Source organism: Pseudomonas sp. SWRI92, from assembly GCF_014268685.1.
GTDB lineage: Bacteria > Pseudomonadota > Gammaproteobacteria > Pseudomonadales > Pseudomonadaceae > Aquipseudomonas > Aquipseudomonas marvdashtae.
In genome coordinates this window covers 59,412-85,753 of sequence record NZ_JABWQY010000009.1, presented here as the reverse complement: position 1 = coordinate 85,753, position 26,342 = coordinate 59,412, and the positions used below count along the sequence as shown (strand labels likewise).

At 59.8% G+C, this 26,342-nt stretch carries 25 protein-coding genes; 12 read left to right on the top strand and 13 right to left on the bottom strand.

Going from position 1 to position 26,342, the window contains the following annotated elements; translation table 11 throughout:
- Positions 1-76 precede the first annotated feature (76 nt).
- The gene (locus tag HU762_RS15720) at positions 77-715 is read right to left on the bottom strand and encodes an NAD(P)H-dependent oxidoreductase (protein ID WP_186638561.1); all 639 of its coding nucleotides are present in this window, start codon (positions 713-715) and stop codon (positions 77-79) included.
- Between the two features lie 128 nt (positions 716-843).
- Here HU762_RS15720 and HU762_RS15715 point away from each other — a divergent pair, with 128 nt between their 5' ends.
- Complete coding sequence (locus HU762_RS15715; RefSeq protein ID WP_186638558.1) at positions 844-1,812, top strand: LysR substrate-binding domain-containing protein; 969 nt, start codon at positions 844-846, stop codon at positions 1,810-1,812.
- Here the strand turns inward: HU762_RS15715 and HU762_RS15710 are convergent.
- The 3 genes from HU762_RS15710 to HU762_RS15700 form a co-directional block, all read right to left on the bottom strand.
- Positions 1,794-2,510: a hypothetical protein gene (locus HU762_RS15710; RefSeq protein WP_186638556.1), complete on the bottom strand. Its 717-nt coding sequence runs from the start codon at positions 2,508-2,510 to the stop codon at positions 1,794-1,796. The two genes, HU762_RS15715 and HU762_RS15710, sit on opposite strands and share 19 nt — an antisense overlap.
- A 51-nt stretch (positions 2,511-2,561) precedes the next feature.
- Positions 2,562-3,470: a hypothetical protein gene (locus HU762_RS15705; protein ID WP_186638555.1), complete on the bottom strand. Its 909-nt coding sequence runs from the start codon at positions 3,468-3,470 to the stop codon at positions 2,562-2,564.
- A 172-nt stretch (positions 3,471-3,642) separates the two neighbouring features.
- Positions 3,643-5,712, bottom strand: coding sequence for an AsmA family protein (locus HU762_RS15700; protein WP_186638554.1), 2,070 nt, complete (start codon positions 5,710-5,712; stop codon positions 3,643-3,645).
- Positions 5,713-6,100: 388 nt separating this feature from the next.
- On the opposite strand from HU762_RS15700, the gene HU762_RS15695 reads away from it, so the two are divergent.
- From HU762_RS15695 to HU762_RS15660, 8 genes are all read left to right on the top strand, one after another.
- Positions 6,101-6,595, top strand: a complete 495-nt coding sequence (locus tag HU762_RS15695; RefSeq protein WP_186638553.1) for a hypothetical protein — start codon at positions 6,101-6,103, stop codon at positions 6,593-6,595.
- Positions 6,596-6,751: 156 nt separating this feature from the next.
- A complete protein-coding gene (locus tag HU762_RS15690; protein WP_186610767.1) occupies positions 6,752-7,384 on the top strand; it encodes a TetR family transcriptional regulator in 633 nt (210 codons plus the stop codon).
- 479 nt (positions 7,385-7,863) lie between these two features.
- Complete coding sequence (locus HU762_RS15685) at positions 7,864-8,247, top strand: DUF6124 family protein (protein WP_186638552.1); 384 nt, start codon at positions 7,864-7,866, stop codon at positions 8,245-8,247.
- 307 nt (positions 8,248-8,554) lie between these two features.
- The gene (gene ureE, locus HU762_RS15680) at positions 8,555-9,055 is read left to right on the top strand and encodes an urease accessory protein UreE (protein ID WP_186638551.1); all 501 of its coding nucleotides are present in this window, start codon (positions 8,555-8,557) and stop codon (positions 9,053-9,055) included.
- The gene (locus HU762_RS15675) at positions 9,052-9,771 is read left to right on the top strand and encodes an urease accessory UreF family protein (protein WP_186638550.1); all 720 of its coding nucleotides are present in this window, start codon (positions 9,052-9,054) and stop codon (positions 9,769-9,771) included. Before ureE ends, HU762_RS15675 begins: the two co-directional genes overlap by 4 nt.
- 9 nt (positions 9,772-9,780) lie before the next feature.
- Complete coding sequence (gene ureG / locus HU762_RS15670; protein ID WP_186638549.1) at positions 9,781-10,395, top strand: urease accessory protein UreG; 615 nt, start codon at positions 9,781-9,783, stop codon at positions 10,393-10,395.
- Positions 10,396-10,427: 32 nt separating this feature from the next.
- The gene (locus HU762_RS15665; RefSeq protein WP_186638548.1) at positions 10,428-11,000 is read left to right on the top strand and encodes a HupE/UreJ family protein; all 573 of its coding nucleotides are present in this window, start codon (positions 10,428-10,430) and stop codon (positions 10,998-11,000) included.
- A gap of 134 nt (positions 11,001-11,134) precedes the next feature.
- Positions 11,135-12,268 (top strand): AGE family epimerase/isomerase, encoded by a 1,134-nt coding sequence (locus HU762_RS15660; RefSeq protein WP_186638547.1) that lies wholly within the window; start codon positions 11,135-11,137, stop codon positions 12,266-12,268.
- A gap of 138 nt (positions 12,269-12,406) precedes the next feature.
- Here HU762_RS15660 and HU762_RS15655 read toward each other — a convergent pair whose 3' ends face one another.
- From HU762_RS15655 to HU762_RS15620, 8 genes are all read right to left on the bottom strand, one after another.
- A complete protein-coding gene (locus HU762_RS15655) occupies positions 12,407-13,171 on the bottom strand; it encodes an SDR family oxidoreductase (RefSeq protein WP_186638546.1) in 765 nt (254 codons plus the stop codon).
- Positions 13,172-13,914: 743 nt separating this feature from the next.
- Positions 13,915-14,631, bottom strand: coding sequence for an ABC transporter ATP-binding protein (locus tag HU762_RS15650; protein WP_186638545.1), 717 nt, complete (start codon positions 14,629-14,631; stop codon positions 13,915-13,917).
- The gene (locus HU762_RS15645; protein ID WP_186638543.1) at positions 14,628-15,500 is read right to left on the bottom strand and encodes an ATP-binding cassette domain-containing protein; all 873 of its coding nucleotides are present in this window, start codon (positions 15,498-15,500) and stop codon (positions 14,628-14,630) included. The genes HU762_RS15650 and HU762_RS15645 overlap by 4 nt, the downstream gene beginning before the upstream one ends.
- Positions 15,497-16,777 (bottom strand): high-affinity branched-chain amino acid ABC transporter permease LivM, encoded by a 1,281-nt coding sequence (gene livM / locus HU762_RS15640; protein WP_186638535.1) that lies wholly within the window; start codon positions 16,775-16,777, stop codon positions 15,497-15,499. Before livM ends, HU762_RS15645 begins: the two co-directional genes overlap by 4 nt.
- A 2-nt stretch (positions 16,778-16,779) precedes the next feature.
- Positions 16,780-17,694: a branched-chain amino acid ABC transporter permease LivH gene (locus HU762_RS15635; RefSeq protein ID WP_186638533.1), complete on the bottom strand. Its 915-nt coding sequence runs from the start codon at positions 17,692-17,694 to the stop codon at positions 16,780-16,782.
- 160 nt (positions 17,695-17,854) lie between these two features.
- The gene (locus tag HU762_RS15630; RefSeq protein WP_186638531.1) at positions 17,855-18,991 is read right to left on the bottom strand and encodes an ABC transporter substrate-binding protein; all 1,137 of its coding nucleotides are present in this window, start codon (positions 18,989-18,991) and stop codon (positions 17,855-17,857) included.
- A 370-nt stretch (positions 18,992-19,361) separates the two neighbouring features.
- The gene (locus HU762_RS15625; protein WP_186638529.1) at positions 19,362-20,645 is read right to left on the bottom strand and encodes an FAD-binding oxidoreductase; all 1,284 of its coding nucleotides are present in this window, start codon (positions 20,643-20,645) and stop codon (positions 19,362-19,364) included.
- 91 nt (positions 20,646-20,736) lie between these two features.
- Positions 20,737-22,227, bottom strand: coding sequence for an aldehyde dehydrogenase family protein (locus HU762_RS15620; RefSeq protein WP_186610753.1), 1,491 nt, complete (start codon positions 22,225-22,227; stop codon positions 20,737-20,739).
- A gap of 177 nt (positions 22,228-22,404) precedes the next feature.
- On the opposite strand from HU762_RS15620, the gene HU762_RS15615 reads away from it, so the two are divergent.
- From HU762_RS15615 to nadE, 3 genes are all read left to right on the top strand, one after another.
- A complete protein-coding gene (locus HU762_RS15615; RefSeq protein WP_186638528.1) occupies positions 22,405-23,316 on the top strand; it encodes a LysR family transcriptional regulator in 912 nt (303 codons plus the stop codon).
- Between the two features lie 140 nt (positions 23,317-23,456).
- The gene (gene pncB, locus HU762_RS15610; protein ID WP_186638527.1) at positions 23,457-24,662 is read left to right on the top strand and encodes a nicotinate phosphoribosyltransferase; all 1,206 of its coding nucleotides are present in this window, start codon (positions 23,457-23,459) and stop codon (positions 24,660-24,662) included.
- A gap of 25 nt (positions 24,663-24,687) precedes the next feature.
- On the top strand, positions 24,688-25,515 hold the full coding sequence (gene nadE, locus HU762_RS15605) for an ammonia-dependent NAD(+) synthetase (RefSeq protein ID WP_186638526.1): 828 nt from the start codon (positions 24,688-24,690) through the stop codon (positions 25,513-25,515).
- Between the two features lie 86 nt (positions 25,516-25,601).
- On the opposite strand, the gene azu is transcribed toward nadE, so the two are convergent.
- Positions 25,602-26,048, bottom strand: a complete 447-nt coding sequence (gene azu / locus HU762_RS15600) for an azurin (RefSeq protein WP_186638521.1) — start codon at positions 26,046-26,048, stop codon at positions 25,602-25,604.
- Positions 26,049-26,342: the final 294 nt, after the last annotated feature.

Sequence of the window (26,342 nt, the reverse complement as noted above, 5' to 3'; positions counted from 1 at the left end):
GGTATCGATGATGACCAGTCTATGACACCCGGGTCACTTCAGCCCGCGCTGAATCCAGGACCAAGCCTGCTGCCACTCAAAATGTCCGCGCCAGCGCCAACAACCGCTGCTCGGCCTCGGCATAGGAACGGGCAAAGCTGTGCTCCGCCGACTCCTCTCCTTCGGCGGCCACCACCGTCACATCGCTGATGCCGATAAATCCCAGGACGGTACGCAGCCACGTGTCGGCGTGGTTCATGGCCTCCAGTTGGCCACCGGGGCCAAAGCCAAAATCGCCACGACTGGTCACGATCAAAGCCTTCTTGCCCAACACCAACGGTTCGTATTGCGAGACGCCGTTATCCAGGCTGTGATTGAACGTCAGGCCGATGCGCACGATCTGGTCGATCCAGGCTTTTATCCCGCTGGGCACGCCGAAGTTATGCATGGGGGCGGAGATCACCAGCCGCTCGTGGGCCATCAGCTCCGCCACCAAGGTGTCGCTCAAGGCCAGGTCGGCCCGCATTGTCAGCGGCCGTGCCTGCGGCTCGGGGTGGAACGCTGCCGCGATAAAGGCTTCGTTGACTGGCGCAATGACCGTTCGGCCGACTTCGCGGCGGGTCGCTTGGGACTGTGGATTGACGTCCTGCCAGGCGCTTATGAAAGTTTCTGCCAGACGCCGGGAATGGGACCGCTCACCGCGAGGGCTGCCCTGCACTACAAGAATATTGCTCATCTATAACGCCTCATCTGTGACTACAATCGGAACTGTCTGTGGCTTTCAGCTTGAAGCTCAGATCCGTTTTCACTCAAATGAGCGTTAATGCACCTGGATGAGTTTTTCTCATTCATTGGAGATTACCGATGTTTGCCACCTTGCCCCTCAATGCCCTGCGCGCCTTTGAATCCGCCGCACGGCTGCTCAGTTTCAAGGCGGCGGCCCAGGAGCTTTCGGTCACACCGACGGCGGTTTCCCATCAGATCCGCGCGCTGGAAACCTGGCTGGGCTTGTCGTTGTTCGAACGATTGCCCCGCCAGGTACGACTCACCGAAGGCGGGCAACGCTTGTTCCATAGCCTTCACGGCGCCTTGCTGGAAGTCGCGCAAAGCGTGGACTCCTTGCGCCCACAACGCAGCACCAGCCACTTGACGATTTCCACCACGGCCGCATTTGCCGCCTTATGGCTGGTGCCACGCCTGGGCCGGTTCTATGCGCGTCATCCGAACATCAACGTAAGGCTGGACACCCATTGCGAAGTCATCGACCTGCATCAGGACGCCAGCGTCGACATGGTGGTGCGCTACAGCCTGGACAACTATTCAAACCTGTATGGCCTGTGCCTGTTCGACGAATCCTTCGGCGTATACGGGTCACCTGAGCAAATAGCCGCTCTGGCGACCCGGCAACCGACGACGCTGATCAGTGTGCGATGGCACAACACCAAGCTGTATGCCCATGGCTGGGACGCCTGGTGCGCGCAAGCGGGAGAAACCTGGCTGACCCACCAGCCCTGCATACGCGAATACGACGAGGAACATTACGCCCTGCAAGCGGCAATCGCCGGGCAAGGCCTGGTACTGGCGAGCAACGTCCTGGTCTCCGAAAGCGTCGCCAGCGGTTTGTTGGTCGCTTACCGCCCGCACGTCCAAGTCAACGGCGCGGGCTACAGCGCCTTATGCGTTCCGGGCCGGGAACGCCATCCACCAGTACGAGCGCTTTTCAAATGGCTGGAGGAAGAGGCGCGGCAGTCCGGGCACGCACTGACGAGTTCGTTAAAACTGTTCCAGGATCGGGTCGCCCAGAGCCAGAGCGATCATGCTGGCAGAGCATGAGGCTTTGGATCGCCTGCTGAAGAAAGCTCGACGAGCAATGAGTCCGCGTTGGCCGGCAGGCCGCGCCTCACCTTTTGTTCAATACCGTTTCCTTCGTAACGGGCTGTGCTGAGTTGTCTTTTGGAAACAGCCACACTGACCTGTCCCACTACATGCTTGCCTGCGAAACGCTGCTGGAAAAAAAGCTCATCAACACCTTGCGAGGTCCGAAACCTCACAGATACCGTATAAACAACGGGGCCGACGCCTATCAGGCTGATATGCACGAAAATAGTCGTATCGGAGTTGTTCAGCGACTGAACGGGTGAAAGCAACTGCTCCCTGATCGCAGCACCCGGCGGCTCTGAACCCGGCGCCGCCTCAACATTGGCGATCAGTCGATCAAGCTGCGCCAACTCTTGCGGTTGGAAATCCGATATCAATTTTTCCCTGAGCAAGTCGCTCAGCACAATGACAGCCTCGTCCTTCGGCTCGAAACTGGACGCTTTATTCGCCATGGTCGCCCATTCCAGATTTCCCATGACGCGGGAATAACCTGAACGCCATTTCCCCAAAGCATCAAACTTGTCACCGCTGGAGCGTGCGTACAGATGGGAATAGAGCAACGCATATTTCAACTTCTGCCGCCACTCCTTTGGCACGCCTTGCGAAATAGACAACAGCCCTTCCGGAAGCAGCAGTATTTCCTCATTCAACATGACAGACCACCTTCCAAGATGGGTTGCTCATTCGAACAACCCGGTGAGCGCTTATAACTCGATACTATTGAAAAACTCGTCAGAGCTCTTATCCAGCTTCTGATAGATCAGGTCCCTGTTCCGATCATGTATGCGCATATTGAGCTCGGCCATCGTAGCCACGCGCTTCATTTGAAGCCTCGACACTTTCCATTTCCAGAACCAAGCCCCGCCTTGGCTTGAAGAGAGAGTGCAGTCGACCGCCAGGAAAGCCGTTATCGGAGTTCCCCCTGGGGATTGGATGCAGGGTACGATTCTGAAGTCCTTATCCGCACCTTTTGCACTGGTGCTATCAAAAAGATTTACCAGCTCCTCGTCGGATCGCACCCGATCAAAGACGCCTAACAATAAATCAAGCATCGCCGGAGCATTTCGGCCTGCCACCGCCTGGACAATTTCCAGAACGATGGAATCCATCGTCAGACTTGTTTCTGAAGTCGTAAGCTCCTGATATTTATTGCTGGTCATCGTCCATCCGCAATGCCTCATTGCATCACTGTACAGTTCGTGCCACTCGAGGGGCTGCGTGTTCTTGTCAAACTTGAAAGTGGCAACACGTTCAGCAAAATGAATACTGTCCGCCGCCGCGTGTTTTGTATCTCCGTCCAAATTATCGGCAAAGCCGATAATGGCGGGATTCTCGTTGGCTAATAATACGTCTGCCTGGGCAACTGACTGACTCTCCGACTTTTCAGCCATAGCCGTTAAACGGGAACTTCTTGGTGCACCTGCAGATAAATCAGCAACACTGACGGGCGCAAGCCTTACCGTTTCAAAAAAGCGCATACTCTCGTCGATGCTGGGCAATAAGATACTCATGATATTTTTCCTTTTAATAAGTGATTGTTGTTTCTTGTTTTGCCACCTGACTGCAAGCGCCAACTTAATCACATAAGCCCGGACTTTCCACAGTTCATCCATGACTGCTTGTTACCACCATCCAAGCGGCCGCATGCAACCCTGTCCGATTCGTTAAAAACCAAAACGGCGTTACAATTCGACCAATAACACTAACCAACTCAGAAACTAATAGAACAGACAGCCCATTAACTTTCTGCTACCCAGCAAACATCCGCCCACTTCGCAAACGCGATCAGTCCTTTACCGTCCTCGGCGCCTTGCCTTCCTTCATCTGCTCCAGCAGCGGCGCGCACTGGTTCGGCTCGCCGCCGCTAGGCGCCACCAACGCCAGCAACCCGGCCGCTGGGGCGGCGATGACACCCAAGGCCACCATCCCCGCCCCGCGCAGCATCAGCGGCACAGCCTTGACCCCGGCAGCGGGCTTGGCGAAGGTCCCCCGCACGTATAACGGCGAGCGCAGGGAAATCAACCGCCAGCCTTTGGATTCGGGGGTGATGGTCAGGTCCAACTGCTCGGTCGCCATGTTCGCCGTGCCGTCGATATAGATAATTGCGTTCTCAGTGTCGAATACGAACAGGCGCGTGGTCGCCAGGCCAGTCTTGATGTCGAAGTCAGCCGCCGCGCAGTTGATCTTCACTTCCTTGTCGCCAAAGACTTTCCCTACCACGTAATTGCCGACGTTGAGTCCGGCCAGCTCCATCAACTCCCGACTGATAGCGCCATCATTGATGAGCATCTTCAGCGTGCCATTGGACGTCCCCAGCAGGGCCGCCACCGAGTTGCCGCGCCCGGAGAGATCAGCGTCGCCATTGAGCTCGCCGAAACTGGTTTTCATTGGCTCGAAGCCGGGGAATAGCTGCTTGAGCTTGAAGCCCCGCGCCGTCAATTTCGCCCGCCCTTCGAGCGGCTGGGTGCGGCCGTTGAGGCGGATCTGCGCATCGAGCCGGCCACCGGCTACGCCAAAGCGCAGGGGCTCGAGGCTCAGTTGACCATCGTTGAGCACCAGGTGTGTGTAGAGGTCGTTAAAGGGCAACTGCTCGCTGTGGACAATGCGCTTGCCGGTGAACTCCACGTCGGCGTCCATCACGCTCCAGCGTTCGGTGCGGAACTCCTCCACCGGCAACACCTTGTCGGACGGTTGCTTGCTCGCGCCGCCCCGGGCTTTTTGTTCAGTGTTGGAGTCAGCACCGATCAGCGGTGCCAGGTCGCTGAACAACAACTGGTTCGAAACCAGCGCGCCACTGAGTTTCGGCCGGGGCTGACTGGCGGCATAGGCCAGGTCGCCATGGATATCGCTGTCGCCGACCTTGCCGTTGAACGCCTCATAGCGAAATTGCGCGCCGTCCGGCTCGTGGAGCTTGGCGATCAATCGACCGTCGGTGGCGTAGGGCGGCGAATCCGGCAGGGTGACGCCCGTCAGTGGATAAAGGTTGGCCAGGCTGTTGCCGGCCAGCTTCAAGCGCAGGTCAAGGGCGCCGAGGTTCTTCGGGTCAGTGAGAGTGCCGGCCAGTTCGATGCGGGTATCGGCGATCTTTGCCTGGGCCTGCAACGGGAATGGTTGCGATGCATCCTGCAAGGCCAGCAGTCCGCCGACCTTGCCGGAACCGCTGAGCGCCTGGCCGTGGTACTGCCCGTCAACCTTGAAGGCGAAGGCATAATCCTGCGGCGCCGCGCCCTGCTCCCGAACTGTTTTCGCAGTCTTCTCACCCACGATGTCGCTGAACGGAATCGGCTTGCCCAGCGGGTCGATCAGCAGGTCGAGCCGGGTCTTGAGCGTCTGGTCATCAAGGACGACATGGCCCTTGTCGAAACCGATGGCGCCAATGTCCACCACCCAATTGGACGGCTCGGCCTGTGGGTCCTTCGGATCGAATTGAAACGTCCAGTTGGCGCGCCCGTCGGCCAGGCGCTGCAGATTGGCGTTGGGTTCAGTCAGGTCGATGCGCGGAATCACCACCCTTTGGGCCAGCAGGGCCAAAGGCGAAACGCGCAATTCAACGCGCTTGAGCGTGGCCATTTGCGGTGTCTTCGACCAGTCCGGGTTGCCCAAGGTCAAGTCCTCGGCCACGACATGGGGCCAGGGCATCCACGCTCGCCACCCGCCTTCGGTTAGCTCGCGCCGCCACACCACCGCCAGGTTGCCATTGATTGCAAACGGACGATGCAACTCCTCGGACACCTTGGCATTGAGCGCAGGCTTGATGCGGTTCCAGTCGAACAATGCAAGGAACAACACCAGCACCGCCAGCAGAACGACGAGGCAGGCAAGGCCCCAAGCAAGAATTTTCGAGGTGCGCGTCATGCACAAGGCTCCTGATGACAAACCAGCGTCCGGACCGCGACGCTTGGGCAACACGAATCTGGACCGGCTCGCTGCATAAATGATTGGACTGGCGAAACGGCCGACAGGTTTACCACCATGAGCAGGGAACGGCACGAAAAAACACTCTGGATCCTGACCAGATCGTCAGCTACCTGTTACCGGCACCGCACTATTGCGGAGCGCAAGTGAGTACAAACTACCCACTCCAGAGCAAAACGCCCCCTCCGAAAGGCCCGTTCTAGAGCCTTTCCGCTGAACAATCAATTCTGTTGATTATTACCATTGCGTTTATGAACTTTTATATCGACTTATCGAGAGTAGCATTGCCCTCGTACCCACTTTTAAGCCCTCCCGAGGAGCAACGATCATGAAACGCCAATTACTGATGAGCCTGTCCCTTTCACTGCTGGCCTCTACGGCTTTCGCCCTGCCAGCCTCCGAACAAGCCACCCCCCAGGTCAAGGATAGCCAGTCTGGCTATAGCCAAACCGTAGCCGAAGGTGGTCGTGACCGCCTGGAAGAAAAAGGCTTGGTCGAGGACGGTTATGACCGCACCAAGCAGAATGATACCTTTGCAGCTGACGGTTCCGACCGTACTCCCGGCCAGACCCTCGCCGAAGACGGTTCTTCGCGCACCCCACAAGGTCAAACCCTGGCAGCTGACGGCTCCGACCGCACTCCAGGCCAAACCTTGGCGGCTGACGGCTCCGACCGCACTCCAGGCCAAACCTTGGCGGCTGACGGCTCCGACCGCACTCCAGGCCAAACCTTGGCGGCTGACGGCTCCGACCGCACCCCAGGCCAGACCCTCGCCGAAGGCGGTGGTGATCGCGTGATCGAACGCAACAGCACAGTGAGCTGAGCCCATGGTGGCCCGGAAAAAAGCCCGATTCCTTGAATCGGGCTTTTGACTTTTCAAGCCCCTCGTTTTCCAGCCTGAACCTCCTCTACCGTTCGACGACGGCAAAGCCGATTTGCTAGAGTGCATCGCTCCCATGACTCGGAAGTCAGTCTTGCGATGCTGCCCCGCGCCGAACAGAAACAACAGACCCGAAATGCCCTGATGGACGCAGCCCGCCATTTGATGGAGTGCGGCAGGGGATTTGGCAGCCTGAGCCTGCGCGAAGTCGCCAAGGCGGCGGGCATCGTGCCCACCGGGTTCTATCGACACTTCGATGATATGGACCAACTGGGCCTGGCGCTCGTCAGTGAAGTCGGCCAGACCTTTCGCGCGACCATCCGGCTGGTGCGCCACAATGAATTCGTGATGGGCGGCATCATCGATGCGTCGGTGCGGATCTTTCTCGACGTGGTCCACGCCAACCGGTCACAGTTTCTGTTCCTGGCACGCGAGCAGTACGGTGGTTCACAGCCGGTACGCCAAGCCATCGCAAGACTGCGCGAGGACATCAGCTCGGACCTGACCGCCGACCTGGCGCTCATGCCGAAACTGCAGCACCTGGACCTGGCGGGGCTGAACGTGATGGCCGACCTCATCGTCAAAAGTGTCTTCGCCACGTTGCCGGACATCATCGACCCGCCCGCCGAAGCCCTGCCCGAACACCTCACCCCCCAAGCGAAGATTACCCAGCAATTGCGATTCATCTTCATTGGTCTCAAGCACTGGCGCGGGTTGGGCAGTACTGAATAACTGTCCGCATGCTTCCTCTGGGGGAGCGAGCCCGCTCGCGATGGCGGAGTTGACCAACCCTCGCGCTCCATCAGACATTCAAATCAAAAAATCGCAGCTTTCGGCAGCCGCTAGGCAATTTCTGTAGGAGCTGCCGACCGCTGTGATCTTTCGGTGCTTTTTCCCCGCCAAACCCTCGGACATTTCCTTCAACACGCCGGGCTGTTCATGAACTAGGCAGCGCTTTCGAGCGCCGCTAACCTCTGTTCGTCATCGCAAAAACGGTGACACGGACGTGCAAGTCCGACGGAGGACACAATTGTCGATGGCTATTCATCGAGCATTTTTTTATGCTCGCGGACCGTTATGGCAGCTGTGTATGGGAGACCTTCGGGTCTGCCGGGTACTCCGACCGGTCTTGCACACCTATGCATAGCTGCCACCTCTCTCGACTGTGCAAGCGAGGCGGTGTTGGCTCCTAAAAATTTCGGAGTACAACTATGTTCAAGCCGTCACCAAATCCACCGCAAAACGAACACAAATCCCGCGTCGAAAAACCCGAAGAAAAACGCCTCGAAGACGCCACCAACCGCGCCCTCGACTACTACCTGAAACCCCAGCCCGCCCCTCCGCCGGAACCCGACAAAGACCAGCTCTTCATCGTCTCCCCGTACATCGACACCGAAACCCTGCTCGCCAACGCCTCCGAAGACCTGCTGTCGATCAGCACCATCGCCGCCGACCTGGCCGACGACATCGACGAATCGCGCCGCTGCATCGCCCTGGCAATCAGCCGCATGGCCGATGGAGTTCAGTTGTTGGTCGAGCGGGCATTGGATCATCTGGAGACTAAGGAGATGGCGGCGCCTGGCGCCAAGGGATAACGCTTTGTCTTGATGCAAGCTGAGCCGACGCCCCAAGCGAAGATGACCCAGCAGCATGCCTGCTCGTGATGGCGTCGGGTCAGTCAGCATTGATGTTAATGATGATGCACCGCTATCGCGAGCAGGCTCGCTGCCACAATGTCTTTTTATACCAGCCGCAAAATGGTGCGCACAATCCCGATACGCACCAACATGGCACGCAATCCAGCCCATCCTGAAACGCCATCCCCAGATATTTCCTACACCCTCTTCGATTGGCAAGCCCCTTGCTCTAAACACAGCATTGTTCATTGCTGGAAGCACTCCAATGCTGGTGATCCACCGCAGAATCGCCGCCCAATCGCGCTGGGACGCCGAGTTGCACCTGACCTTCGATGCCCGCAGTAAAAGCCGTCTGCGCTGTTTCAGTGCCGAGGGTGAAGATGTGGGTCTGTTTTTGGAGCGAGGTCAGCCGCCGCTGTACGACGGTGAATGCTTGCAAGCCGAAGATGAGCGCATCGTGCGCGTCTGCGCCCGCCCCGAACAGTTGCTGCACGTCACCTGTACCAGTGCGTTCGAACTGACCCGCGCGGCTTACCACCTGGGTAATCGCCATGTGGCGCTGCAAGTGGGCGACGGCTGGCTGCGCCTGCTGGACGACTACGTGCTCAAGGCAATGCTTGAACAACTCGGCGCCAGCGTCGAGGCCATCGAAGCGCCGTTCCAGCCCGAACACGGCGCCTATGGTGGCGGTCATCACCATTCCCGGCACGGCGATGAAGATTTCAACTATGCCCCGCGCCTGCATCAGTTCGGCGTGCGCACATGAATCCGGCCTGGGCGCTGCTGCGTCTGGCCAGTCCACAACTGCCGATCGGCGGCTACAGCTATTCACAAGGGCTGGAAATGGCCGTCGACAATGGCCAGGTCAAGACGCCTGACGATGCTCGCCGCTGGATCAGTGATCAAATGCTGCTGAACCTGGCGCGCTTCGAAGCGCCCTTGCTGCTGGCCCACTGCACCGCAGCCGCGGCCAACGATTGGGAGGCGCTGCTACGACTGTGCGCAGAACACCGCGCCAGCCGGGAAACCCGCGAGCTCTATCAAGAGAGTCGGCAAATGGGCTACTCGTTGCAGCAATTGCTCGTTGGCCTGCCGGAACTCGATCGCGCAGCACGGGGCTTTCTTGAACAGCTCAGTCTCGAACAGCTCAGTCTCGAACAGCTCAGCCTCGAACAGCGCAGCGAACCGCACCTGGCACTGGGCTGGGCCCTGGCCGCCCGCGCGTGGCGCATCGAGCCGCAGGATGCCCTTGCCGCCTGGCTCTGGAGCTGGCTGGAAAACCAACTGGCGGTGCTGATGAAGACCTTGCCGCTGGGCCAGCAAGCCGCCCAGCGCCTGACCAGCGAACTGTTGCCGTTGCTGCAGCAGGCCCAGCAGATCGCCTCGACCATCGACCCTGAACATTACGGCAGCGCCGCGTTTGGCCTGTCCCTGGCGTGCATGGCCCATGAACGCCAGTACAGCCGCCTGTTCCGTTCCTAGGAGATTCACATGAACACACAACCCCTTCGCGTTGGCATTGGCGGCCCAGTGGGCTCCGGCAAAACCGCGCTGACCCTGGCCCTCTGCCTGGCCTTGCGCGATCGCTACAACCTGGCGGTCGTCACCAACGACATCTATACCCGCGAGGACGCCGACTTCCTGGTGCGCAACGAAGCCCTGGCGCCGGAGCGGATCATCGGCGTGGAAACCGGCGGCTGCCCGCACACGGCGATCCGCGAAGACGCGTCGATCAATCTCGAAGCAGTGGACCAGTTGAACCGGCGCTTTCCCGGGCTGGACCTGATCCTGGTTGAATCCGGCGGCGATAACCTGTCGGCGACCTTCAGCCCGGAACTGTCCGACCTGACAATCTATGTGATCGACGTGTCCGCCGGCGACAAGCTGCCACGCAAGGGCGGACCGGGCATCTGCAAATCCGACTTGCTGGTGATCAACAAGATCGACCTGGCGCCGCTGGTGGGCGCCTCGCTGGAATTGATGAACAGCGACACCCAGCGGATGCGCAACGGCAAGCCTTTCGTGTTCAGCAACCAGAAAACCGGCCAGGGCCTGGAGGACATCATTGCCTTTATCGAGCGCCAGGGCCTGCTGACCGCCGCGTGAACATTTTCACTTACAACAAGGAAGCTTTATCCATGACGTTCAAACGCACCCTCGCCGCCCTCGCTTTGCTGCTAAGCCCCGCACTGGCATTCGCCCACCCAGGCCACGGCGATAACGGCCTGATCGCCGGGCTGGGCCACCCCATCGGCGGGCTCGATCATTTGCTGGCGATGCTGGCGGTGGGCTTGTGGGCAGCGCAACAACAAGGCGCGGCGCGCTGGGCGCTGCCGTGCACGTTCGTCGGCACAATGTTGCTCGGCGGCCTGCTGGGCTTCGAGGGCCTGGATCTGCCGGCGCTGGAAAGCGCGATTGCGGCGTCTGTATTGGCCCTGGGCCTGGCGGTGGCGCTGGCGGTGCGTCCGCCACTGAGTCTGGCAGTGGCAGCGACGGCATTGTTCGCGCTGTTCCACGGCGTGGCCCATGGCCTGGAGCTACCTTACATGTCGAGTCCGTGGGCTTATGCGATCGGTTTCGTCGCGGCAACGGCGGCACTGCATGGCGCGGGTTTCACCTTGGTGCGGGTATTGCCACGGGCGGCCGCGCCCTTGGTGCGCTTGGCTGGAGCGGCGTCGGCGGCGGCTGGGGTTTGGTTGTTGGCAGGCTGACCCGCTAACGCCTGCACGACCTTTATCGTGGGCAGGCTTGCTCGCGATATGGGTCGTGCAGGCGCATCTCTACGAAGTCGACCACTCTGCTACCATGTCGCGCAATCGCTCCCCAGCCGTGACGACGTTTGCCAATGCCTGATGCTTCCCGCCCTGCTCACCAGCCTGAATTGACTGCCCTGTTCACCACGGTGCATAGGCATTTTCACGACGTGATTGTGCCCATGTGGCAAGGCCCGGGCTGGAATGCCGAGTTGGCATTGCCCTACGAATCCCTCGATTCCCAGCACACGCCGCTGCCGCCGCAACGTTACCGGGCCATGGCCTGTGCACGACAGTTGTATGTGTTCGCCAGCCTGATCGGAGAAGTACCGGATGCCGTAGAGCGGGCCGCTGCGTTGTTCCGCTCGCTGCAACGGCATTTCCACGATGCCGAACATGGCGGCTGGTTCTACAGCATCGATCCGCAGGGTGCGCCGCTGGATACCGGCAAGGATCTCTACACCCACGCCTTCATCCTCTTCGCCTGCGCTCACTACTGGAGCAAGGTTCGCGAGCCGTTGGTGGAGTCCACGCTGAATGCGGCGCTGGAAGTGATCACGCGACGCTTCGCCACCGACGACGGCCTTTACGAAGCCAACCTTGGGCGGGATTGGTCGACTTGCCAATCCGGCCCGTTGCAGAACCCGTTGATGCATTTGGCAGAAGCGTTTCTCGCGATCCTTTCGGTTCGCGACGATGCCAATGTGCGCCAGGCGTTGCGGAGCCTTTGCGACGGCATGTTCAAATACTTCGTTGACCCGCAACGGCAGGTCATGATGGAGAAGCCACTCAAGGCTGTGGATAACTGGTACGAACCGGGCCACCAGTTTGAATGGTATTTCCTGTTGGCCTCATCGCCCTTGCTGCGCGGGGGAAAACTGCACACAGCCGTGGAGCGCAGTTTCAGCCATACCGAGCAACAGGGCGTAGACCAGCAGTCTGGCGCAGTGTGCGCCATGCTGGCGTTGGAACCACAGGCGCTCGCGCGTGACGCCACCCAACGCATCTGGGCCCAGGCGGAATACCTGCGAGCGCTGACCTTGCGTCCAGGAAGCGAAGGGACTTTGCTGCGTCAATTACAGGCGTTTCAGCAACATTTCTTGAGCCCTGAAGGCTGGAACGAATGCCTCGACGCCGGTGGCAACATCAGCCGCCGGGACATGCCGTCCACCACGCCATATCACCTGCTGACCTGCTATCGCGGGCTGGCTGATTACCTGGCTTGACCCTCCACTGTGGCGAGGGAGCTTGCTCCCGCTGGGCCGCGCAGCGGCCCCAAAAAGCTTACGACTGCTTCGCAGCCGAGCGGGAGCAAGCTCCCTCGCCACAAGGGCTCAACATTTCCAGCTCAAGTACCTCAGCGGTCAGGCCTTGTTGCGCTCGATGGCGAAACCGGCCCAGGTCTGGCTCACCGGCATCAACTCAAGGCTGTTGATGTTGATGTGCGCCGGGGTGTTGAGCACCCAGAAAATCGTATCGGCGATATCCTGCGGCTGGATCGGCTCGGCACCGGCATAGGTCGCGTTGTAGCGTTCCTGATCGCCGCCAAAGCGCACCAGGGAAAACTCGCTTTCACACAAACCCGGCTCGATGTTGCTCACCCGCACGCCCGTACCTTGCAGGTCGCAGCGCAGGTTCAGGGAGAACTGTTTGACGAACGCCTTGCTCGCACCGTACACGTGGCTGCCTGGGTACGGGTAGCTGCCGGCAATGGAACCCAGGTTTACGATCCCGGCGCCACGGCCATGGGCAATCAGGCGCGGCAGCAACAGGCGCGTGCTGTAGATCAGGCCTTTCACGTTGGTGTCGACCATGGTGTCCCAATCATCGAGGTCGCACTTGGGCGCGGGATCGACACCCAGGGCCAGGCCGGCGTTGTTGATCAACCCGCGCAATTTGGCGAAGGACGGCGGCAGGTTGGCGATGGCGTCTTCCATGGCCTTGCGATCACGCACGTCCAGGACCAGGCCGTGGACTTCGGTCTGCTTCGATAGCTCGGCGCAGAGTGCATCGAGGCGTTCTTCACGACGACCGGTCAGCACCAGTTTCCAACCCGCCTCGGCAAAACGACGGGCACAGGCTTCACCAAAACCGGACGTCGCGCCGGTGATAAACAGGGTGTCAGACATCGTGTTCTCCTTGCTTGGGCTCAAAGCCATTGAATGGAAATCGGCCCACAGCATGCCCGGCCGGGCATGCCAGGGGCAAGGCTTGAGCAGGGGCTTTTAGCCGGGAAGGTGCTCAAAAAACAACCAACCTCCGTCAGGCCTTGCCCAACAAGGGCTGTAGCGGGTTGCACGCACCTTATCCACAGGCAGGTCCACAATAACCGGGGGCAAGTACAAACACTGGAAGCCGCTGTGCATAAGGCTTTGCGGAAGATTTGGAAAATTTTTTCGCTTGACCGAGCAAGTCAGGTTGTGCAGCGCAATTTCCCTGCTATAAGCAGCGCTCAATACGGCGATGGCTCCAAGCCAGCAACGACGGCACTCAGCGCCGTCTTTCCAGAGTTTAGTCACAGACTTATCCACAGGCTTGCACGCCGGCTATCGAGGCTCTTTCACTCCGTAGAAAACTGTTGACAACCGCCACTCCTGCTTGAGCAAAAACGCCTGATCAAAAAATGATCGCAGCGCTGTAAGCCACGGAATGAAAGGCTTGCAGCCAGATACTCCCACGTTACCCACAGCCGGCTCCACAGCAAACGGGGACAAGTCAAAACCGTGACAAAACAACTATTTGCGGCGACTTTATGTCGCGGTTTCACAAGGGTTCAGGATTGTTTTCCACAATTGCCGGAGATGGCCAAAGGCTGGATTTCGGGGATAAAAAAACCGGCGATCACTCGCCGGTTTTTCATTGCAACATCAACTCAATGCCCGCCCAGATACGCGTTGCGCACTTCCTCGTTGGCGAGCAGTTCCTTGCCGGTGCCGGTCAGGCGGATTTCGCCGTTGACCATCACATAGGCCCGGTCAGACAGCTTGAGGGCGTGGTTAGCGTTTTGCTCCACAAGGAAGATGGTCATGCCCGTGGAGGCCAGTTCACGCAGAGTCGCGAAGATCTGTTTCACCACGATCGGCGCCAGCCCCAGGCTCGGCTCATCGAGCAGCAACAACTTGGGCCGACTCATCAATGCCCGGGCGATGGCGAGCATTTGCTGCTCGCCGCCGGACATGGTCATGGCCCGCTGGTTGCGCCGTTCCTTGAGGCGCGGGAACAGCTCGAACATGCGCTGCATGTCTTCGCTGGCGTATTTGTCACCGATAGGGATGGTGCCCATCAGCAGGTTTTCCTCGACGGTCATGTCGGGGAATACCCGGCGGCCTTCCGGTGACTGCGCGATGCCGTTGGACGCAATGTAGTGCGACGACTTCTGGGTGATGTCCACGCCCTGGTAGATGATCTGCCCGCCCGCCGCCCGCGGCTGGCCGAAGATTGACATCAGCAGCGTGGACTTGCCGGCCCCGTTGGAGCCGATCAGGCTCACGGTTTCGCCTTCACCAATGTGCATGGAGACTTTCTTCAGGGCCTGGATCGGCCCGTAGAACACATCCAGCTCCTTGAGTTCGAGGATAGGTCCACTCATACCAATTCCTCTTCATCGGCACCCAGGTAAGCCGCGATCACCTTCGGATCGTTGCGAATCGCCTCGGGACCGCCCTCGGCGATCACGTTGCCGTGGTCCAGCACCACGATGTGGTCGGAAATGCTCATTACCATGCCCATGTCGTGTTCGATCAGCACCACGGTCAGATCGTGCTCGTCGCGCAGCAGCCGGATCATCGCGCTCAGCGCTTCGGTTTCCTGAGGGTTGAGGCCAGCGGCTGGTTCGTCGAGGCAGATGATCTGCGGACGGGTGCACATCGCCCGGGCGATTTCCAGACGGCGTTGCTGACCGTAGGAAAGCTCCCCGGCCAGGCGGTTGGCGCAGTCCACCAGGTCGACCACTTCCAGCCAATAGAACGCATGGTCCAGGGCGTCGCTTTCAGCCTTGCGGTAGCCTTTGGTGTTGAGGATGCCCGCCACCAGGCTGCGGTTGACCCACATGTGCTGGGCCACCAGCAGGTTTTCCAGCACCGACATTTCCTTGAAGAGCCGAATGTTCTGGAACGTACGCGCCAGGCCCGCGCGATTCACCAGATGGGTGCCGCCGAACATCTTGTAGTAAAGCCGGCTGGCGAAGGATCTTGGCGAGACAAAGTCGGTTGGGCGAAACGCTTCGCCCAACAGCTTGATGACGTCGGTCTGCTCGCCGCGCACGCTGAGCTCGATCTTGCCGCCCGAAGCCTTGTAGAAACCGGTCAGGCAGTTGAACACCGTGGTCTTGCCCGCACCGTTGGGGCCGATCAGGGCAAAGATCGAGTTGCGCTTGACCTGCAGGCTGACGTCGCTGAGGGCCTTGATGCCGCCGAACTGCATCATCAGGTTTTCAACTTTGAGTACGACTTCGCTCATGGCGCTACCCCCTTGCGCGGCGTCACACCGGTACGGCTGATACGAATCAGGCCACGCGGACGCCAGATCATCATCAACACCATCAACACGCCAAACAGCAACACACGGTACTCGGAGAAGCTGCGCAGCAGCTCCGGTGCCACGGTGAGCACGAAGGCGGCTATCACCACGCCCACGGTCGAGCCCATGCCGCCCAGCACGACGATCGCCAGGATCAGCGCCGACTCGAAGAAGGTGAACGATGACGGGTTGACGAAGCCCTGGTAGCTGGCGAAGAACACACCTGCGAGGCCAGCGGTCGACGCACCGATGGTGAACGCCGAAAGCTTGACCAGCACGTGGTTCAGGCCCATGGAACGGCAGGCGATTTCGTCTTCGCGCAGGGCTTCCCAGGCGCGACCGACCGGCATGCGGGTCAGGCGATGCTTGATGTAGAGCACCAGCAGCACCGTGATGAACAGTACGATGTAAATGAACAGGAATTTGATGTTGGGGTTGTAGTCGATGCCGAAGAACTCATGGAAAGGCACCCCGCCTTCCTTCGCCCTTCGACCAAACTCCAAGCCGAAAAAGGTTGGCGACGGCACCGGCATGCCATTCGGCCCACCCGTGAACGACAGCCAGTTATTCAGCACCAGCCGAATGATCTCGCCAAAACCCAGGGTCACGATGGCCAGGTAGTCACCGTGCATTCGTAACACCGGGAATCCCAATATGCAGCCCGCCATCGCCGCCGCGATGGCCGCCAGCGGCAATACGGTCCAGAAACCCAGTCCCAGGTATTGATAGCCCAGGGCCAGGCCATAGGCACCGATGGCATAGAACGCCACGTAACCAAGGTCGAGCAGCCCCGCCAGGCCGACCACGATGTTCAGGCCCAGACCCAACAGCACGTAGATCAGCCCGAGGATAACCACCGTGAGGATGTATTTGTTGGCGAAGAACGGAAACACGATGGCAATCACGATCAGCGCGGGGATGATCCAGCGCAGGCGCGACTTGTAGTCTGGCGGCAACACGTGCACGCCGGAGCCGGTGCTCTCGAAACCCTGGAGAATCTTCAGTCCCTTGGGGGTTTGCAGGAACAGGCTCAGGGCGAAGCGCCCGACCATCACGATCGCCACCAGCCAGCCGACGCGGGCCGGTTGCAGATTGAAGCTGTAGCCGTCGAGCACCACGCCGACGATCGGTCCGAACACGATCAGCGAGATCAGGCCGGCCAGGATCGCGTCGATGACGCTCTTTTTGATATCAAGCGGTTTATTGGCAGCAGACATACTTATACCTTCGCCACGAGTGGGCGACCCAGCAGGCCTTGGGGACGGAAGATCAGAATCAGCACCAGCAGCGAGAAACTGAACACGTCTTTGTAGTCGGAGTTGATCAGACCGGCGAACAGCGACTCGGAGATCCCGAGGATGATCCCGCCGAGCATTGCCCCAGGCAGGGAGCCGATGCCGCCGAGTACCGCCGCGGTGAACGCCTTGATGCCGATGATGAAGCCGGCATAGAAGTCGAAGGTCCCGTAGTTCATGGTGATCAGCACACCAGCCAGGGCCGCCATGGCCGCGCCGATGATGAACACGTAGGAAATCACCCGGTCGGTGTTGATCCCGAGGATCGAGGCCATCTTGCGGTCTTGCTGGGTGGCGCGGCACATGCGGCCGAGCTTGGTGTACTTGATGATGTAGGTCAGCAGGGCCATGCCGGCGAATGCGGCGACCAGGATGAAAATCTTGGTGTAGGTGAGCTGCACGAAGCCGCTGCCGATGTCGACGCGCATGGCGCCTTCGAGCAGCGTCGGGATGCCCTGTTGGCGGGCGCCCTGGCTGATCTGCGCGTAGTTCTGCAGGATCAGCGAAATGCCGATGGCACTGATCAGCGGTGCCAGGCGGGTGGAGTTGCGCAGGGGTTTGTAGGCGACGCGTTCGATGACCCAGCCGTATACCCCGGTGACCACGACCGTGAACACGAGGGTGCCAAGGATCATTAGCGGAAAGGATTCAATACCGAAGTAAGCCAGCAGAGCCAGACTGATTGCCGCGAGGTAAGCGGAAATCATGTAAACCTCGCCGTGGGCGAAGTTGATCATGCCGATGATGCCATAGACCATTGTGTAGCCGATGGCGATCAGACCATAGACCGACCCGAGGGTCAGGCCATTGATCAGTTGCTGCAGGAAAATACCATCCATAACGCAATCTCACGCAGTGAGAACCTGCACGCCCTTGGGGCGTGCGGCTCTTCTAAGGAAAATACAGATTTACGTCGGAGCAATGCCAGGCGCGACCAGTGCTCCCTGTAGAAACCGGACTTGGCCGGGACCTACAGGGTTTGATCGATCGCTTCAGCCCTTACTTCTGTTTTTCCAACTGGTGGTATTTGCCATCCTTGTCCCACTGGTAGACCACGTAGTCGGAGACTTTCAGGTCACCTTTGGTGTCCCACTCTTTCTTGCCCATCACGGTCTGGACCGGATTGGCTTTCAGCCACTTGGCCGCGTCTTCGCCTTTGTTGGACTTGGCACCGTTGAAGCCAGCAGCCAGGGCCTGGACCGAGGCATAGGCGTACAGGGTGTAGCCTTCAGGTTCGACGCCGTTGGCACGGAAGGCGTCGACCACAGCCTTGCTGTCGGGCAGCAGGCGCGGGTCGGCACCGAAGGTCATGTACACGCCGTCGACGTATTGCGCGCCGCCGGCGGTGGTGACCAGTTCGTCGGTGACGATGCCGTCATCGGACATGAACTTGACGTCCTTGAGGCCTTGTTCACGCAACTGGCGAACCAGAGGACCGGCTTCCGGGTGCAGGCCGCCGAAGTAGACCACGTCGGCGCCAGCCCCACGGATCTTGGTGACCACGGCGCTGAAGTCTTTCTCGCCACGGGTCAGGCCTTCATACAGCACGGGCTTCACGCCACGCTTTTCGAGCTGGGCCTTGGTAGCATCCGCCAGGCCTTGGCCGTAGGTGTCCTTGTCGTGCAGCACGACGACTTTCTTGCCCTTGAGCACGTCGACGATGTAGTCGCCGGCCACGATGCCTTGCTGGTCGTCACGACCGCACATACGGAACATCGCGCTCAGGCCGCGTTCGGTAACGGCCGGGTTGGTGGAACCTGGGGTGATGGCAATGATGCCTGCTTCGTCATAGACCTCGGAGGCCGGGATGGTGTTGGATGAGCAGAAGTGCCCGACCACGCCAATCACTTTGTCCTGGTCAACCAGTCGGTTGGCCACGGCCACGGCCTGCTTCGGTTCGCACGCATCGTCACCGGCGACCAGGACGATTTTCTCGCCATTGACGCCACCGGCCTTGTTGATGACATCGGCCGCGGCCTGCGCACCTTTCATGTACTGCTCGCCAAACGCGGCGTTGGCACCGGTCATTGGCCCCGCCACACCAAATTTCACATCAGCCTGGGCAAACGCAGAAACACCCAGCGCAGTTGCCACTGCGAGGGCCAGAAAGCCTTTCTTGTAAAACGTCTGGGACATGAGGTGGTGCTCCAAGGTTTTTTTTAGTTGGCACTGCGACTTCACTTCACTGAAAAGCTAAGAGCAAGGGGCGTGCCATCGGTTTTTTATTCTGAAAAAAGTCGCTGCTTTATTGTTATTTCGACTGTTTCGGGCCCTTTTTCACAGGGCGTGCAACCGTCTAAACCGCACGAGGTGCAACCTTTTCTAAAAGCAGGTGAAACCCTCCGTGAGCCATCATTGCAACCGCCACACTAAACGGCGTGCAACCACTGTGTAACAACCTGCGTCACCTAACTGCACACTGTCGGTGCGCGGCTGCTACAACCCGCACCATAACAGGCTAGCCGCTGGGCTGGAAAACGCCGCTGTCCGTAACACTTTTCAACAATCAGATGACGATCCGCAAGCACTGGCCCGCGTGATATAGGGAAAAACCCGCTTCATACAGGCAGCTGCGCAGGCCAACGCCAGCCAAAGGTTGCATCGGCGCGAAGGGAATCGGCAACGCCTTGGCATCGCCATGGCACAGGTAGTCGGCGAACGCCTTGCCGACCACGGTGCCGGTGGTCACGCCGCGACCGTTATAGCCGGTGACCGCCACCAGGCCGGGCGCCGGCTCGAACAGGCGCATCAGGTGGTCGGGCGTAAAGGCGATACAACCGGTCCACGTGCACTCCCACTCCACCGACTTGAGGTACGGGAAATAATGCTGCTGCACCCGGTCGGCCCAGGCCTTGAGAAACCAGGTCGGCTTGCGGTTGCCGTTGCCCAGGCTGCCCAACAGCAAGCGGCCTTCCTTGTCCCGACGAATGCTGCTTAGCACTTGGCGGGTATCCCACGAACCCTGCCCTCCCGGCAAAATGCGCCGGGCGGCCTCGTCGGTCAGCGGGACGGAAGCGACCTGATAGTAGTAACCGGGGAAAAAATTGCGCCGCAACTCGGTCCAGTCGCCCTCGGTATAAGCATTGGAAGCAATCACGACTTGCTCGGCCAGCACCGAACCCTGGGCCGTCTGCACCAACCACCGCTGGCCCTGGCGCTCCAGGCGGGTGACGGGCGAATGGTCGAAAAGCTGGCCGCCGAGTTTTTTCGCGGCAGCGGCCAGTCCGCTGGTATAAGCCATGGGGTTGAGCGTACCGGCGCGGCGGTCGAGCAATGCCGCAGCGATCTTGTCAGTGCCGGTGGCTTCGGCGCAGGCTTGGCCAGTCAGCAATTCTACCGGGGCGCCACGGCGCTTCCATTGTGCTTCGCGACTGCGCAGATCCGCCTCGCCCCGGGCGTTATGGGCCATGTGCAGCGTGCCTTCGCGACGCAGCTGGCAATCGATGTCGTATTTGTCGATGAGGCTGAACACCAAGGCCGGCGCGGCCCCAAGCATGCGATTAAGCTGGCTGCCCACGGCTTCGCCGAACCCGGCCTCGATGTCATCCGGCGGGATCCACATCCCGGCATTCACCAATCCCACGTTGCGCCCCGACCCACCGTGCCCGGCCCGATGAGCTTCCAGCACCGCCACGCGCCTGCCCTGCTCCAACAGGTGCACCGCCGCCGACAACCCGGTAAAGCCCGCGCCGACGACGCACACGTCCACCGTGACTTCACCCTTGAGCGAGGTGTTGTCGGGCCGTTGTGGCGTCAATATTTCCCACAGACATTCTTCGCGTAACGGCATTGCCAGACTCCGAAATGAAACCCAACCACTACACAGTTCAATTGTGGGAGCGGGCTTGCTCCCACATTGGGATCACCGCTTGGCTCACGCCTTAATCGAAAGTAATACCCTGCGCCAACGGCAACTCCAGCGAATAGTTCACGGTGTTGGTCTGGCGGCGCATGTAGGCACGCCACGCGTCGGAGCCGGATTCACGGCCGCCGCCGGTTTCTTTCTCGCCGCCGAACGCTCCGCCGATCTCCGCGCCGCTCGGGCCGATGTTGACGTTGGCGATCCCGCAATCGCTGCCCACGGCCGACATGAACTGCTCGGCTTCACGCACATCGGTGGTGAAAATGCACGACGACAGGCCTTGTGGCACCGAATTGTTCAGGTGCAGCGCTTCGGCGAAGTCCTTGTAGCCAACCACATAGAGGATCGGCGCGAAGGTTTCGTGACGCACCACGTCACTTTGCTCCGGCATCTCGACGATGGCGGGCGAGACGTAATAGGCATTCGCAAACTGGTCTTCGAGTTGGCGCTTGCCGCCAAACACTCGCCCGCCTTCGCTCAACGCCTGCTCCAGCGCGTCCTGCATGTTCTCGAAGCTCTGCTTGTCGATCAGCGGCCCGACCAGATTGCCTTCCAGCGGATGACCGATGCGCACTTTCGAATAGGCCGCCTTGAGACGGGTGACGATCTCTTCCTTCACCGATTCATGGGCGATCAAGCGGCGCAGCGTGGTGCAACGCTGGCCCGCAGTGCCGACGGCGCTGAACAGGATGGCGCGCACGGCCATATCCAGGTCGGCGCTCGGGGCCAGGATCATCGCGTTGTTGCCGCCCAGTTCCAGGATGCTGCGGGCAAACCGCGCTGCGACTTTCGGCGCGACCTCGCGGCCCATGCGCGTGCTGCCGGTGGCGCTGATCAGCGCCACGCGCGGATCGTCGACCAGCGCTTCGCCAGCATCACGCCCACCGATGATCACTTGGCTCAGGTACGGTGGCGCATCGGTGAAATTCTTCAACACACGTTCGAACAAGGCCTGGCACGCCAGGGCGGTCAGCGGGGTTTTCTCGGAAGGCTTCCAGATCACCGGGTTACCGCACACCAGCGCGAGGGTGGTGTTCCAGGCCCAGACCGCCACGGGAAAGTTGAACGCGCTGATCACTCCAACCACGCCCAGCGGGTGCCAGGTTTCACGCATGTGGTGGCCAGGACGCTCGGACGCAATGGTCAAGCCGTACAACTGGCGGGACAGGCCGACAGCGAAATCGCAGATGTCGATCATCTCCTGCACTTCGCCCAGGCCTTCCTGGGTAATCTTGCCGGCTTCCCACGACACCAGCTCGCCGAGGTCGGCCTTGTACTCACGCAACAGGTCGCCAAACTGACGCACCAGCTCGCCGCGCCGTGGCGCCGGCACCTTGCGCCACAGGTCGAAGGCATGCTCCGCGCGGCTGACCTGCTGCTCGACTTCAGCGGCGCCTTCCCAGTTCACGGCGCCGATGCGACTGCCATCGATGGGCGAGTGCACGGGCTGTGTGCCGTTCTGGTACAAGGCCGGGTTGACGCCCAGACGATCAAGCAATGCAGCAACCATGGGTAAATTCCTCAAGCGAGAGACAAAATTGGGCAGCCGGACGATCACGGCTGATCAGGCCTGTAGTTGTAGCTGGCCCGAGACTTGCCAACAAACGACCTTTAAGCGAGATATCATTCCGTTTATTCATGCTGGCCGTTACCGGATAAGCAGAGCAACAAGAAATAAGGGCTGATCATGCTCAATAAACGCTATTTGCCATCGATTACAGCGCTACAGTGCTTCGAAGCGGTGACCCGTCACCTGAGCTTTACCCGCGCCGCCGAAGAACTGAACCTGACCCAGAGCGCCGTCAGCAAACAGGTCGCGCAGCTTGAAGAGCTGTTGCAGCACCTGCTGTTCCGGCGCGTGCGCCGACGCCTGCAACTGACACCGGCAGGAAACTTGTACTTGGGGGAGGTGCGAAAAATCCTCACCCAGGTTGAGATGTCGACCCATTACCTGCGCTCCTACGGCGGCGACACCGAAGTCCTGCGAGTCTCCACGCCTCCGACCTTCGGCGCCCGCTGGCTGGTTCCGCGGCTCAAGGGCTGGCGCCTGCGGCATCCGTCGATTCATCTGGACTTGTGCAGCGAGCACGAAGCCGACGACTTGCAGCAAGGGCGTAGCGACCTGGCGTTCTACTTCGGCCAGGGCTCCCGACCGGGAACCGAATCGTTGAAACTGTTCGGCGAAGAGTTGGTGCCGGTCTGCGCGCCAGGCAGTCTGCCGGACCGGCCCTTGACCGACCCGACGCAACTGGCCGACCTGGTGCTGCTGCAAAACGCCTCGCGCCCGCAAGCCTGGCACGACTGGTTCGACAGCCAGGGCTACCACACCGAACACAGCTACCACGGACCGCGCTTCGAAACCTTCTACATGTGCATTCGTGCCGCCCAGGTCGGCTGCGGCGTGGCCCTGTTGCCAAAATTCCTGGTGGAAGAAGAGCTCGCCGACGGCAAACTGGTCATCCCCTGGCAACATGCGATGCCCAGCGCCAGTGCCTATTACCTGTCCTACCCGGAACATGCAGCGGAAGTGCCCAAAGTACGACTGTTCGTGGAGTGGATGCTGGAGCAGATCGATAGCCCGCAGGAGCCGCAGCAATAAAAGCCAGCACAGCCTGTGGCAGAAAACGCGGCGCCCAAAAAAATACTGGCAATCAACCTCTCCAATATGCGCCACTAGCCCTTACACCACGAACAGCCGTACGCCGCTGCCACCGCAGCATCTGTCTGGAGATTCCCGTTATGAGCGAGAGTGTGTTTGCCGATCGCATCGTGCAGAACCTGCTCGACACCGACTTCTACAAACTGACGATGATGCAGGCCGTCCTGCACAACTACCCCAACGTCGAAGTTGAATGGGAGTTTCGTTGCCGCAACAGCGAGGACCTGCGTCCGTACCTGGCGGAGATCCGCTTCCAGATCGAGCGCCTGTCCGAGCTGAACCTGAGCGCCGACCAGCTGAGTTTCCTTGAGCGCATCAGCTTCCTGAAACCGGATTTCCTCAGGTTCCTGGGGCTGTTTCGTTTCAACCTGCGGTACGTGCACACCGGCATCGAAAACGGTGAATTGTTCATCCGCCTGCGTGGGCCATGGTTGCACGTCATCCTGTTCGAAGTGCCGTTGCTCGCCATCGTCAGCGAAGTGCGCAATCGCTATCGCTACCGTGAGATCGTTCTGGAACAAGCGCGCGAGCAGCTTTATCGCAAGTTCGACTGGCTGGCTGCCAACGCCAGCGCCGAGGAATTGTCCGAGCTGCAAGTCGCCGATTTCGGCACTCGGCGCAGGTTTTCCTACCGGGTCCAAGAAGAAGTGGTAAACGTGCTCAAGCACGATTTCCCGGGGCGCTTCGTCGGCACCAGCAACGTGCACCTGTCCCGGGAGCTGGACATGAAACCCTTGGGCACCATGGCCCACGAGTGGATAATGGCCCACCAACAACTGGGCCCACGGCTGATCGACAGCCAGATCGCCGCGCTCGATTGCTGGGTTCGCGAGTACCGAGGCCTGCTGGGCATTGCGTTGACCGACTGCATCACCATGGACGCCTTCTTGAAGGACTTCGATCTGTTCTTCGCCAAGCTGTTCGACGGTTTGCGCCATGACTCAGGGGATCCTGTCATCTGGGCGGAAAAAGCCATCGCTCACTACCATAACCTCGGCATCGACCCGATGAGCAAGACGTTGGTGTTCTCCGACAGCCTGACATTACCCAAATGCCTGGATATTTTCCGTGCCTTGCGTGGTCGCATTAATGTGAGCTTCGGTATCGGCACCAACCTGACCTGTGACATTCCAGGCGTGGAGCCGATGAGCATCGTGCTTAAAATGATCAGCTGTGACGGGCAACCCGTGGCCAAGATTTCAGACGAGCCCGGCAAGACCCACTGCAAGGACCCGAATTTCGTCGCCTACATGCGACATGTTTTCCAAGTACCTGCCGCCCATTAAGGCACATCAAGCAAGGAGTGAATTCATGCAAGCCGTACAGCGTGAGATTGCTGAACAGCTCAAGGTCCAGCCACCGTTCGCCGATGACGCCGCCCTCAAGGCCGAAATCGCTCGCCGGGTGGGTTTCATTCAGGACAGCCTCGTCAACTCAGGGCTCAAGAGCCTGGTGCTGGGTATCAGCGGCGGGGTCGACTCGTTGACCGCCGGCCTGCTGGCCCAACGTGCCGTGCGCGAGCTGCGGGAAAAAACCGGCAATGCGGCATACAAGTTCATTGCCGTGCGCCTGCCGTATGAAACCCAGTTCGACGAGCACGAAGCCCAAGCCTGCGTCGACTTCATCGAGCCGGACGAGCGTCACACCGTCAACATCGGCCCCGCGGTCAAAGCCTTGGCAAAAGAAGTCCTGGCGTTCGAAGGCAAGGCGCCGGGTTCACGGGACTTCGTGCTGGGCAATACCAAGGCGCGGATGCGCATGGTGGCGCAATATACCATCGCCGGCGCGGAACAAGGCCTGGTGATCGGCACCGATCATGCGGCCGAGGCAGTCATGGGTTTCTTCACCAAGTTTGGTGATGGCGCCTGTGACCTGGCCCCGCTGAGCGGCCTGGTGAAAAACCAGGTCCGGGCCATCGCCCGTGACTTTGGCGCGCCTGAGTCGCTGGTGGAGAAAGTCCCCACCGCTGACTTGGAAGACTTGTCCCCGGGCAAGCCGGACGAAGCGGCCCATGGCGTGACCTATGGCGAGATTGACGCCTTCCTGCATGGGCAACCCATTCGTGAAGAGGCGGCCAGGATCATTTGCGATACCTATCGCAAGACCGAGCACAAGCGGGTCATGCCTTACGCCCCATGACCGGACGCCCGCTACAGGGCTGTTTCGCCAGGTAAAAAAAAGCGCCCTGCATACATGGGGCGCTTTTTTTGTGTCCGGAAAATCGGTTACTTCAGGGTAACCGTGCCTTTCATCATCGAGATGTGGCCTGGGAAGGAGCAGAAGAAACCATACTTCTCGCCAGCAGCCAGTTTCGACACGTCGAAGGTTACTGAGTCCTTTTCCTTGGCGCCGATAAGCTTGGTGTGGGCGATGATGCGAGCGTCGCCTTCCTTCAGGTAATCCTTGTCGATGCCTGCGGCCAGGCCATCGGTGGCGATCGGCTGCATGTCGGCCTCTTTGCTCAGCACCCAGTTATGGCCCATGACGTTCTTCGGCAAGCTGCCCGAGTGAGTCAGCTCAACGGTGAAGGTCTTGCAGCTCTTGTCGATTTCGATGGCCTTGGTATTGAAGGACATCTGGTCGGTCGAATCGATGGTGGTCTTGCACTCCGCTGCCATCAGTTGGCTGCTGGCCAGCGTCAACAGGGATACTGCAACAAGTTTGGCAAACATCGTGAATCTCCAAGGCATGGTTAACAAAATTCCGTCAAAGGGGAAGACTGCCTGAATTTCAGACAAGTTCCTATGACCTGAGTCAAAGATTGTATACAACTTAAGCCTATCAGCCTGATGGACATAATCAACCAGCCAGAAGTCTGACTCGCTCCCTATGATCAGCGCCATCACCTCTTTGGAGCGCCCCTCATGAACCTCAACAGCCTGTTATGCAGCTTGCTCGCCGCCTATGCCTGCGGCGCCAGTGGCAACTATGAAAAACCTCGCCGCGAGGTTTAATTCCTTTGCGCA

Bases quoted from the DNA above. Each gene is read 5' to 3' on its own strand.
- HU762_RS15695 (WP_186638553.1), top strand. From the start codon at position 6,101: ATGAAACGCCAATTACTGATGAGCCTGTCCCTTTCACTGCTGGCCTCT.
- nadE (WP_186638526.1), top strand. From the start codon at position 24,688: ATGCAAGCCGTACAGCGTGAGATTGCTGAACAGCTCAAGGTCCAGCCA.
- HU762_RS15700 (WP_186638554.1), bottom strand. From the start codon at position 5,712: ATGACGCGCACCTCGAAAATTCTTGCTTGGGGCCTTGCCTGCCTCGTC.
- HU762_RS15665 (WP_186638548.1), top strand. From the start codon at position 10,428: ATGACGTTCAAACGCACCCTCGCCGCCCTCGCTTTGCTGCTAAGCCCC.
- HU762_RS15720 (WP_186638561.1), bottom strand. From the start codon at position 715: ATGAGCAATATTCTTGTAGTGCAGGGCAGCCCTCGCGGTGAGCGGTCC.
- ureE (WP_186638551.1), top strand. From the start codon at position 8,555: ATGCTGGTGATCCACCGCAGAATCGCCGCCCAATCGCGCTGGGACGCC.
- HU762_RS15650 (WP_186638545.1), bottom strand. From the start codon at position 14,631: ATGAGTGGACCTATCCTCGAACTCAAGGAGCTGGATGTGTTCTACGGG.
- HU762_RS15630 (WP_186638531.1), bottom strand. From the start codon at position 18,991: ATGTCCCAGACGTTTTACAAGAAAGGCTTTCTGGCCCTCGCAGTGGCA.
- HU762_RS15675 (WP_186638550.1), top strand. From the start codon at position 9,052: ATGAATCCGGCCTGGGCGCTGCTGCGTCTGGCCAGTCCACAACTGCCG.
- pncB (WP_186638527.1), top strand. From the start codon at position 23,457: ATGAGCGAGAGTGTGTTTGCCGATCGCATCGTGCAGAACCTGCTCGAC.
- HU762_RS15655 (WP_186638546.1), bottom strand. From the start codon at position 13,171: ATGTCTGACACCCTGTTTATCACCGGCGCGACGTCCGGTTTTGGTGAA.
- HU762_RS15690 (WP_186610767.1), top strand. From the start codon at position 6,752: ATGCTGCCCCGCGCCGAACAGAAACAACAGACCCGAAATGCCCTGATG.
- azu (WP_186638521.1), bottom strand. From the start codon at position 26,048: ATGTTTGCCAAACTTGTTGCAGTATCCCTGTTGACGCTGGCCAGCAGC.
- HU762_RS15645 (WP_186638543.1), bottom strand. From the start codon at position 15,500: ATGAGCGAAGTCGTACTCAAAGTTGAAAACCTGATGATGCAGTTCGGC.
- HU762_RS15710 (WP_186638556.1), bottom strand. From the start codon at position 2,510: ATGTTGAATGAGGAAATACTGCTGCTTCCGGAAGGGCTGTTGTCTATT.
- livM (WP_186638535.1), bottom strand. From the start codon at position 16,777: ATGTCTGCTGCCAATAAACCGCTTGATATCAAAAAGAGCGTCATCGAC.
- HU762_RS15705 (WP_186638555.1), bottom strand. From the start codon at position 3,470: ATGGATGAACTGTGGAAAGTCCGGGCTTATGTGATTAAGTTGGCGCTT.
- HU762_RS15620 (WP_186610753.1), bottom strand. From the start codon at position 22,227: ATGGTTGCTGCATTGCTTGATCGTCTGGGCGTCAACCCGGCCTTGTAC.
- HU762_RS15685 (WP_186638552.1), top strand. From the start codon at position 7,864: ATGTTCAAGCCGTCACCAAATCCACCGCAAAACGAACACAAATCCCGC.
- HU762_RS15635 (WP_186638533.1), bottom strand. From the start codon at position 17,694: ATGGATGGTATTTTCCTGCAGCAACTGATCAATGGCCTGACCCTCGGG.
- HU762_RS15615 (WP_186638528.1), top strand. From the start codon at position 22,405: ATGCTCAATAAACGCTATTTGCCATCGATTACAGCGCTACAGTGCTTC.
- ureG (WP_186638549.1), top strand. From the start codon at position 9,781: ATGAACACACAACCCCTTCGCGTTGGCATTGGCGGCCCAGTGGGCTCC.
- HU762_RS15625 (WP_186638529.1), bottom strand. From the start codon at position 20,645: ATGCCGTTACGCGAAGAATGTCTGTGGGAAATATTGACGCCACAACGG.
- HU762_RS15715 (WP_186638558.1), top strand. From the start codon at position 844: ATGTTTGCCACCTTGCCCCTCAATGCCCTGCGCGCCTTTGAATCCGCC.
- HU762_RS15660 (WP_186638547.1), top strand. From the start codon at position 11,135: ATGCCTGATGCTTCCCGCCCTGCTCACCAGCCTGAATTGACTGCCCTG.